Source organism: Terrabacter sp. Soil811 (assembly GCF_001429655.1).
Taxonomy (GTDB): Bacteria; Actinomycetota; Actinomycetes; order Actinomycetales; family Dermatophilaceae; genus Terrabacter.
Window position 1 is genome coordinate 1 of the sequence record NZ_LMSX01000006.1, and the last position, 9,944, is coordinate 9,944.

Genomic DNA, 9,944 nt, shown 5'->3' on the forward strand with positions numbered 1-9,944 from the left:
GCGTGCACATCGAGCCCCACGCTCGTACGCTCGGTAAACACCGGGGCCTCCCACAACTGTCGGATAGGCCGAGCAGGCAGCCCCTACTCGGTAACCCACGAACATGTGTGAGTGAGGCCCCGGCCCGCAACCCCTCAGCGCTCCCGAGCGGTCACTCCATACCGTCTAGCCAAGCGCTCAGGTGCTCACGTCACCGGCGTCGACAACGCACACAAGCTGGAGTTCATGCGGACCCTCGGTGCCGATGAGGTGATCGACTACCGCCGCGATGACTTCACCCGGGGCCACGAGCCGTACGACCTCATCCTGGACCTCGTGGCCCACCGGTCGGTCTTCGCTTACCGTCGCGCGCTCGCTCCCGGCGGCTGGTACCGATGCGTCGGCGGGTCCGTCCGATCACTGCTTCGGGTGCTCACGATCGGTGCGACGGTAGGCATGATCACGGGCCGCCACCTCGGGGTGCTAGCCGTGAAGCCGGGTCCGGCCCACTTCCAGCCTTTGACCAATCTGTGCCTCGCCGGTCACGTGGCTATCCACATCGACCGCACCTACCCACTCGATGAGGTACCGGAAGCGCTGGCCCACGTCGGGCAGGGCCGCGCCCTCGGCAAGGTCGTCATCACCCCAACCTGAACACGGCGCGCTCGGGTCGTCTGAACGGGGACGCCTCGCCGCGGACGGCCACATAAAGAGTCACCCTGAAGAGTCATCGCAACCGCGCGGGCGGATGACTTGGAGTTCATCCGCAGATCCGGGTGGCCTTAGTGTCGGCGTCGGGTGAAAACTGACCCCTGATCGACGGGTGAAAACGGACCCCTCTCCGTGAGCCTGTGGAGGGTGATCAGCGTGGAGGACTGGGCAGAGATTCGCCGGTTGCATCGGGCCGAGCAGATGCCGATCAAGGCGATCGCGCGTCGGTTGCGAATCTCCCGGAACGCGGTGCGGCGGGCGTTGGCCAAGGACAGCCCGCCCCGGTACGAGCGGCCGGGGAAGGGCTCGTGCGTGGATGCGGTCGAGCCGGCGATCATCGAGCTGCTGCGCTCGTGTCCGACGATGCCGGCCACGGTGATCGCGCAGCGGGTCGGCTGGCAGCGGTCGTTGACGGTGCTGAAGGATCGGGTGCGTGAGCTGCGGCCGTTGTTCCTGCCGCCGGACCCGGCCACCCGCACCGCGTATGTCGCTGGGGACCGGGTGCAGTGCGACTTGTGGTTCCCGCCGGTCGACATCCCGCTCGGGTTCGGGCAGGTGGCGCGGCCGCCGGTGCTGGTGATGGCCGCGGGGCACTCGCGGATGCTGTTCGCGGTGATGATCGCCTCCCGTGCGGCGCCGGACTTGATCGCGGGGCACTGGCTGTTGTTGAGCGAGCACCTGCGCGCGGTGCCGCGGCAGCTGGTGTGGGACAACGAGTCGGCGGTCGGGTCCTGGCGGGCTGGCAGGCCCCGGCTGACCGAGGAGTTCGAGGCCTTCCGCGGCATTCTGGGCTGCGGTGTGCACCAGTGCCGCCCGCGGGACCCGGAGGCCAAGGGCATCGTGGAGCGGGCCAACCAGTACCTGGAAACCTCGTTCCTGCCCGGGCGCACGTTCACCGGCCCGCGTGACTTCAACGCTCAGCTGCAGGCGTGGCTGCCGGTGGCGAACACCCGGATCGTGCGCCGGATCGGGTGCGCTCCGACGGCGCGGTGGGACGCCGACCGGGCCGCGATGCTGCCGCTGCCGCCGGTGGCCCCGGTCCCGGGCTGGCGCCACCAGCTCCGCCTCGGGCGGGACCACTACGTGCGCGTGGCCGGCAACGACTACTCGGTGGACCCGGTCGCGGTCGGTCGCACGGTGCAGGTCTTCGCCGATCTGGACACCGTGACCGTCACCCTGGCCGGGCGGCCGGTCGCCACCCATGAACGGTGCTGGGCCAAACACCAGAGCATCACCGACCCGGTCCACCATGCCGCCGCCTTGGCGCTGGCCCACACCGCCGCTCACCGACCCACGAGGTCCGGTGACGACGGCATCGAACAGGTCGAAGAGCGGGACCTCTCCGTGTACGACACCGCCTTCGGCATCACCGAAACCGACGAGATCACCGACGGGCGGGTCGCGTCATGCCCGCCAAAATCTCCGCCACGACCCGGGACGTGGGAGCCGAGCTGGCGTTCTTGACCCGCGCGTTGAAGGCGCCATCGCTACGCGAGGCCGTCCCGCGGCTGGCCGAACGGGCCCGTGCTGACGCGTGGACCTTCGAGGAGTTCCTCGCCGCGTGCCTGCAACGTGAGGTCGCCGCCCGCGAGTCCCACGGTGGTGAAGGCCGCATCCGCGCAGCCCGGTTCCCCGCCCGAAAAGCGTTGGAGGAGTTTGACTTCGACCACGCCCGCGGTCTGTCCCGTGAGGTCATCGCGCACCTGGGCACCCTCGACTTCGTCGCCGCGAAGGACAACGTCGTCTTCCTCGGCCCGCCCGGCACCGGCAAGACCCACCTCGCGACCGGGATCGCGATCCGCGCCTGCCAAGCCGGGCACCGGGTCCTGTTCGCGACCGCCTCCGAGTGGGTCGACCGCCTCGCCGGCGCCCACCACGACGGCCGCCTGCAGGACGAGCTGCGACGCCTCGGGCGGTACCCGCTGCTGGTCATCGACGAGGTCGGCTACATCCCGTTCGAGCCCGAGGCCGCGAACCTGTTCTTCCAGCTCGTGTCCTCCCGCTACGAACGGGCCTCGCTCATCGTCACCAGCAACAAGCCCTTCGGGCGGTGGGGCGAGGTGTTCGGCGACGACGTCGTGGCCGCCGCCATGATCGACCGGCTCGTCCACCACGCCGACGTCGTCAACCTCAAAGGCGACTCCTACCGGCTCAAGAACCGCGACCTAGGCCGCGTCCCGACAGCGGTGGGCGCCGAGGACTGACCATGACCAACCCAAGGAGAGGGGTCCGTTTTCACCCGTCGCGAAGGGGTCCATTTTCAGCCGCCGTTGACACTTAGCGGCGGAAAGACACAAGTTGCTGTTGGAGCCCCTGGTACGACGCGTCGCGAGCTGTATATGACAGCACCGGAACGTGAGAGGTGGGCGGGCGACAGTACTCAACTACGTCAAGGTCACGTTGTGACAGGCGGTCAAATAGGCGCCCCTCCCGCACGCTCTCGAGGTCGGGGGGCCGGTGCCCTAAGTGGGGACGTAGGTCTCCCCGGACTCTGCGGGTCCGGGGAGCCCTACGTCGAAGGGGAAAACTACTCGTTGGCCACCTTGGGCTTCGCCGGCGGGAACTGGGTCACGTAGATCGTGGCGGGCACGTTGTACCCGGCGCTGTCCGTGTTCACCTGCGAGCCGTCTTGGCGATAGAGGGAGTACGTGCTGTTCAGCACGTACATGGCGATGGCCGTCATCGGAGGCACGACGTATGTCGTCTTCTTCGAGGTCTCGCTGCTCCACCCGTTGGAGCTGGAGGTCGTATACGTGAACTTCTGACTCAGCTTGACGCTGCCCTTGACGAGCTTGCTGAACCCGTATTCGAAGCCCAGCTCGATACCCGTCTCGGATGCGAACGAGGTGGCGCTACTGCCGTTCACTCCCACGGTGACCTGCAGTTCCCGGGTGATGGATTCCGACTCGTCGTTGAACCAGAAAGCGTCGTCCAAGGCCCATTTGTCGGTGCGCTCGAGCCGGTAGGTCGGCGACTTGACCATGCTCTGTAGCGCCGGGTAGTCGGGGTCATTGACGGCGAACCACGGCAGGCTGCTGGTGACGGTGGCTGCTCCCGCGCCGAACGGTCCGGGGTTCACGTTGCTCGTCAGCGCCGGGTAGGCGGGCGGCGCCGGTTCAGGCTGCTCGGGAAGGGCCACCGCGAAGGAGTAGAGGGTCGTCGGCTCGGCCCGCACGGTGTTCTCGTCATAGGACCCTGACCCACAGAACGTGCCGGGGGCCAGCGACAGCGTGCCCGGCGCGGCGGCGGGCGGGAGGACCTCCCACGAGCCGAAGTCGCCGTGGGCGCCACTGCCCGCGTCGCACCACACCGATGCGCCTGGGGTGGCCCGGTGGACCAGCGACTGGGAGACGCAACGGACGGCGTCCAGAGACGGCTGGTTGTAGCCGCCGACCACGACCAGTCCCATCGCGATGTAGCCGTCGGGAGCGATCGGTCGCCAGACGGAGCCGTCGTTGTTACCGCCGGAGCCGTGGTCGGCCCAGATCTGGGTGTAGCCGGTGGGGGCGGCCAGCGCCGTGCCGGTCAAGTCCTTGACGACGACGATGGCCCGGTCACCTGACGGGTTGTAGTTGTAGTTGCCGCCGTTGTTGACCCCGAGGCTGCCCAACGACCAGTAGCCAGGCATGCCCGAGACGTTGGGCTGCCAGAACGAGCCGCACGCGGCGGCGCCGGTGCCCTTGTCGTCGTAGACCCAGTCGAAGGTCGTCGTGAAGCCGATCTCGAGAGCACCCCCGACCAGCCATGTGGTTGCTTCAGTGTCCGGTGCGATAGCGGTCATCGTTGCTCTCTTCCCTGGAGACACTCAGCTGCCGTGACTCGGCACCGGGTGTGGCCGAAACGTTACATTTGTCCGATATGTGCCGCAGCGAAATGGGCAAAGTGGCCGGTGCCGCCTGGGTCGGTTCCTTTCCCCAAGCTCGGTCCACGGAACGTCCGGTCTTGCGCAGGGCGGAGTGCCGAGGAGCGGTCACGTCGCGCGTTCATACGGAGAAGGTGTCTTGCTCCGCATCACGAAACCTCAAGGTCCTCGGGCCGTCCCCGCGCCCCATGAAGGCTTCGAGCGCAGTTTCAGCACTGTCGCGCAACTGCTCCCACACCTGGACAAGCCCGGACGTCGGGCAGCGCGAGTAGTCCTCAGGGATTACCGACGCTGCAACGTCAAGGTCCCCCTCAATCCGGGCAGAGGCTCTCGACCTCCGGGCGGTCCCTCTCTGTAACCAGCCAAGACCGTGCCGGCCGTGGCGCTCTCATATCTGCCTGACATCTCCCAAGACCGCGTGATCTGGCGCTCCCGCAAGCTGAGTCGGCGGCTGTGGCCGCATGCCCAGCGCATCGTTCACGTCGGGTCACGGTCGACTTGGCAGAATATATATACGCTCGACCATGCTGAGCGCGCATTGCCGAGCGGCGATCCTTGACGGGCTCACGCAACCGACAAGCGGCGGTAAGACGCATCTCGGGAGTCGCGATCGTCTGGCGGCACCTAAGCTCAGGCGAATGCAGAAGTGCATGATGGTTATGGTCTTAGTTGCCAATATGTGCCGGATGGGTCCTTGAACTGGCGCAACCGGACCCGTTGCCGCGGCTCGACGATGCCGCGGAGGACTTCGCGGATGTCGTACAGCACAGGATGAGCTGCAGCATAATAACCGTGACCCAACCGCGAGACGTCAATGTCAGTTACCTCAATTGTGTACACACCTGGCACTACCGTGACCGGTGGTGTGAGCCCTGCTCGCGGCGAGTCCCAAATAAATCTTGACGCCCCAAGGGCTCGATCTCGCTCGGACACGTACATAGTCGTGCTCTCGGCGACGTGGGGGTATACCGCCGCGACCTGTCTGAACCGATCAACGTTGATATCGGGCGCGGCGAGAACGACGGCGCCAAACTTCACACCTCTTGCCTGAAGTGTGGGGGCGGCCGCTTGGAGGGCCTCAGCTACGAGCCGGTTGCCCATCGAGTGGACAATGATGTTCAAGCGAGTTACATCCGTCTTCGACGTGATCGTGTCGAGGAACTCCGAGAACGACGGCTCGCTCGCTGCAACGTTGTCCGCGTCTCGTGGGTACTTCTGTGCCTTGGCCGCTGATGGCCACGTGTAGAACCCCGTGATGCCTTCGACGTTGAGGTCAAACCCGAGTTGCGCCGTGCGTGTTGCCGCCGCCTCGAAGGTTGTGTTGTAGCCATGCACGTAGATGAGCGCCGCGTGCTCGTCTGCTAACTCCTCTGCAAGAGTCGCGTTGACGCTGGCGGCGAAGGCATCGGCCCCGTCAAAACTCTCGATTGCTTTTAGCCTCAGCGTTCCGTCTTTTGACCGTCGGACCACCTGCGCCCACCACGGTGTGCGTACTTCGCCGAATCTATGGGCTTCGGGCACCGTCACCAAGCAGCGGCCGTAGTGAACCTTTCTGGGACACGACGCCTCGTTCCCAAAACCAGCAACCTCACCATCTCGGATTGTTGGCGCGCGATCGGTGCCGAACCAAACGAGCATCTCCCCGCGTCGGTCGCGCTCGCGGAGTTCCGGCGCGGTTTCGAACGCCGCGATCAGATCAGCAGCTCGGGGACGAGGCACCGTGACCAGGCGGTGATGGGCGCTCCCGTGGGCCAACTCCGCATCGGCGGAGGGCGACCACTGCTCTGCAAGCTCATCGAATGCCTCGCCACTTTCTAGAACGCGGCCAAGTTCCTCTAAGTCGATGCGCCCTCCGGCTAGGGCGAAAATGGCGTCGTCACCCGCGGGTGTCTCTAGTCCGTTTAGTTCTTCGATGCCCCACCATGGGTTCCTAGCCTGTCGTGCTTCACTTACAGCATTGTAGGCAACGCGCTCAGCAATACTCCTGCCTGTCGCCACAAGAGCCTGCGCCTCTGGGGTCAATCCGCCCCGACGATCGCTCTCCTCGAGCGCATCGAGGAAGGCGACTGAACCCATTCGGGCCAAGGCGCCCTCTGCCAGTTGATTGACGCTCGGGCTGAAGGCCGCCAGCGTGACGACGGAGTGGTCGAGCCACGCTAGCGGCTCGGGCTCGCGCGTAGATGCAGGCTCTAAACGCCCCCAGAGCCAGTTCATTAGGAAACTCATTCGCACCGCGGCGTCACTATGGGTCCGCCGCGTACCGGAAGCGATGAGGTATTGCGCAGTCATCGCTCCGGCTCTGATGACACTGACTAGGTAGTCGACGGTGTTGTCGTGCGCAACTATTCCACGCCTCGCGAGTTCAATCGACAGGAGTTCCCTCTCTGCAGGGTCCTGCAAAGCCATTTGGACGACTTGCGGGCTGAACGTAGCCATGTTTCGAGCTTTCGTGACTAGCGCGCGGACGGCGGCCTAGCAGACGCCCAACGCAGGTTAGCGCTCCGGAGTGCCCCAGCGCATAGGTTGTCGTTACCTAGCCGCCGGAACGTCAACGCTTGGCTGGTCGTCGGAGGCGGGAGCGAGCGGGTGACTAGCCGCGGCTCGCATTCCCGGCACCAGAGAGCGACCTCCATAGATGGCCGCCCGCACGGGTATGCCGCGATCGGACACGGAGGGCGTCATGGCGGACTCGGACGTTCAGCGGTCGATCGGAGAGACTTCCCCAGTGGATGTCGTGAACGCGTTCCGTAGGCTCGCGGGCGCAGTAGCGAACCCCGGTGGCGCGCAGAAGGGGATGCTTCTTCAGGACCTCGAGGTCTCGGCCATTTATGTCGTGGTCCGGCGATGAGGTGGCTCCGACCATGTGGCGCGTCGCCCGCCGGGCATGTGGGCACGCTGGTGAGTTGACATAGCTGGCAACTGAAGGGGGGAGGGGTTTGTAGGTCGCCGACCTTACCGCTCCCAGCCCGGGCTGGGAGGCTGCCGGAGGGTGAACGCCGCTTGTCGCTAGGCCGCGAGGTTGCCACTGTCACTCCTGCCCGAACGATGGTTTCGCCGCCCGGGCAATGCGTTCTTCCGTTCCGTCCGACAGTCACGTATGTGGCGGTTAGACGCACGTTCCCTCACTCACGGTCTGCGGCGTGACCGGGCGGGTGCCCCAGACCTACTCGTCCTCGATGGAGGGAAAGTCGATGACCAGCTTGGTTGTTCGTGTGCCCCTCAGCCGTGCCTTCACATAGGTGATTGGCGAGAAGCTCACCCCAAAGGAGTGCGGGTTCGCGCTATCAGGGTCGATTTCCAGGCTGGAGCTGATCTCGAGGCGAACCTGCGGTAGCCGTTCGAATGCGGACCCGCGCCGACGCGTATGCCGCGACCCCGTCGCGATTTGTCGCAGCAAGACGGATGACCGGCGGGTGTCCCATTACCGGCGTCACGAGATCTCGAAGCGCATCGTTGTAGGCACGCTGTCTCTGCCGGCCACTTGGGCCGAAGCCGATCGCAGCCTTGTCGCGTCGGTACCGATCCGATCGTGGCGCCCATTCCCGACAGAGCCGCTTGTACTCGAGCAAATCAAAGCCGAGAGGGATTGTCGCTGGGTACAGGTCGAGGGTCGCGAGACGGAATGACGTGAAGTGCTGGCTTTCGTCCACCTCCAAGAAGACCCCGCTCTTGAGGTGGACGAAGTCTCCGGGCAGGGCAGTCAGCTTCTTGGCGGCCATGTCCGCCTCGATGCCGTCGAGGGCCTCGAAGATCGCTTGCATGGCGGGCACTGCGGACAGTGCCTCTTCGGGCAGACCGAGGTGGCCACGCTGTTTCAGCCACGGGACCTTTGCGCGCACTAGGTCGACGCCGTCTCGTTCAGCTGCCAAGCGGAAGGCGGACTCGCAGTCACCTCTGGCCATGCCGCAACGGTATCGGCGCGTCTACACAAGCATGGATCTTCGCGGGGAAAGGACGCAGGCCCTTGGCGCAGGCCTGACAGGATCCAGGCATGACCGCGTTGGAGGGGACATGAGGGCTGTCGTCTACGAGCGCTACGGGGGCCCCGACGTGTTGCGTATGGAGGACGTCCCGACTCCGTCCCCCGCTGCCGGGCAGGTCCTGGTGAAGATCGCGGCAACGTCGATCAACCTCAGCGACTGGGAGGGCCTTCGTGGCTCGCCCTTGTACGCGCGCATGGGTGGGCTGCGCGCGCCGCGACGTCCGACGCTTGSCTCGGATATCGCCGGGCTTGTCGAGGCAGTCGGCCAGGGCGTCACTCGATTCCATCCGGGTGACGAGGTCTACGGCGACAACCTGCAGCTCATGGGCGGCTTCGCCGAGTACTCGGTTGCCCGCGAGTCGGCCCTGGCTTTCAAGCCAGCGGAGSTGACCTTCGCCGAGGCGTCGACGATCCCGCAGGCCGGCGCGATCGCGCTTCAGGGCACGGCCCGCGCCTCGACCGGGAGCCGAGTGCTCATCAACGGTGCGGGCGGCGGCTCTGGTTCCTTCGCGATCCAGCTGATATGTAGTGGCTTCCTGTCAAGGGGCAGGGTGAGGCGCCGTCGGGACTGATGAGTCTTGACGGCGCCTCTGCTTCGTCGTGAGGTGGCTGGTGAGCGTGTCGTTGGCGACGCGCGGTCAGACTGATATGCGCGGGTTGGGTACCGCAGGACGGTGGTTCGGCAGGAACGGGACCGCGTGTCTAGGATCGAGCGTCGCTGTGTCCCAGTGGGATTGGCTGCTCATAGTTGGCTCGCGGGTCGTTCCTTGCGCTGCCACCGGCCACCTGNGTTGGGTACCGCAGGACGGTGGTTCGGCAGGAACGGGACCGCGTGTCTAGGATCGAGCGTCGCTGTGTCCCAGTGGGATTGGCTGCTCATAGTTGGCTCGCGGGTCGTTCCTCGCGCTGCCACGGGCCACCTGCTCGGCGAAGCGGCTTCCGGGGTGCTTAGTCGTCGTCCATGACAGCCAGCGACCAGCACCAGCCGGCCAGCTCTCGGGCGACCGCGACGTTGGCGACNGCTCGGCGAAGCGGCTTCCGGGGTGCTTAGTCGTCGTCCATGACAGCCAGCGACCAGCACCAGCCGGCCAGCTCTCGGGCGACCGCGACGTTGGCGACAGTGTGCCGTTTGCGCCGCTCGGTGAAGACGACCCACCGGTGGTGCAGCCGCCGGTTGCCCTCATCGCCACGGGCTGAGGCCGCCGGTGACAGCGCTGCCAGCCAGGACTGGATGTGTTCGTGTGACGGGGTCAATCGCGTCTGGACCAGCTCGCCTGTGACGCCATCGATCGCCGCTGCCGCGACCGATCGTGCGTGCACATCGAGCCCCACGCTCGTACGCTCGGTAAACACCGGGGCCTCCCACAACTGTCGGATAGGCCGAGCAGGCAGCCCCTACTCGGTAACCCA

General features: G+C 65.9%; 7 protein-coding genes. 4 read left to right on the forward strand and 3 right to left on the reverse strand.

The features are described 5' to 3' along the window. Positions 1-111 precede the first annotated feature (111 nt). From ASH01_RS06880 to istB, 3 genes are all read left to right on the forward strand, one after another. Entirely contained in the window at positions 112-633 is a 522-nt protein-coding gene (locus tag ASH01_RS06880) for a zinc-binding dehydrogenase (protein WP_082619572.1), read from the forward strand. A gap of 204 nt (positions 634-837) precedes the next feature. Then, positions 838-2,154, forward strand: coding sequence for an IS21 family transposase (gene istA / locus ASH01_RS06885; protein ID WP_235509558.1), 1,317 nt, complete (start codon positions 838-840; stop codon positions 2,152-2,154). Beyond that, positions 2,097-2,894 (forward strand): IS21-like element helper ATPase IstB, encoded by a 798-nt coding sequence (gene istB, locus ASH01_RS06890; RefSeq protein WP_056773430.1) that lies wholly within the window; start codon positions 2,097-2,099, stop codon positions 2,892-2,894. Before istA ends, istB begins: the two co-directional genes overlap by 58 nt. Positions 2,895-3,217: 323 nt before the next feature. Here istB and ASH01_RS06895 read toward each other — a convergent pair whose 3' ends face one another. The 3 genes from ASH01_RS06895 to ASH01_RS22430 form a co-directional block, all read right to left on the reverse strand. Continuing rightward, a complete protein-coding gene (locus ASH01_RS06895; protein ID WP_056773433.1) occupies positions 3,218-4,471 on the reverse strand; it encodes a Vps62-related protein in 1,254 nt (417 codons plus the stop codon). A gap of 738 nt (positions 4,472-5,209) precedes the next feature. Then, the gene (locus ASH01_RS22425; RefSeq protein WP_082619573.1) at positions 5,210-6,988 is read right to left on the reverse strand and encodes an alpha/beta hydrolase; all 1,779 of its coding nucleotides are present in this window, start codon (positions 6,986-6,988) and stop codon (positions 5,210-5,212) included. Between the two features lie 848 nt (positions 6,989-7,836). Next, positions 7,837-8,454, reverse strand: a complete 618-nt coding sequence (locus ASH01_RS22430; protein ID WP_082619574.1) for a DUF7255 family protein — start codon at positions 8,452-8,454, stop codon at positions 7,837-7,839. Between the two features lie 109 nt (positions 8,455-8,563). Here ASH01_RS22430 and ASH01_RS06915 point away from each other — a divergent pair, with 109 nt between their 5' ends. Next, positions 8,564-9,106 carry an alcohol dehydrogenase catalytic domain-containing protein gene (locus ASH01_RS06915; protein WP_082619575.1) on the forward strand — a complete coding sequence of 181 codons (543 nt, stop codon included), beginning with the start codon at positions 8,564-8,566 and terminating at the stop codon, positions 9,104-9,106. Positions 9,107-9,944: the final 838 nt, after the last annotated feature.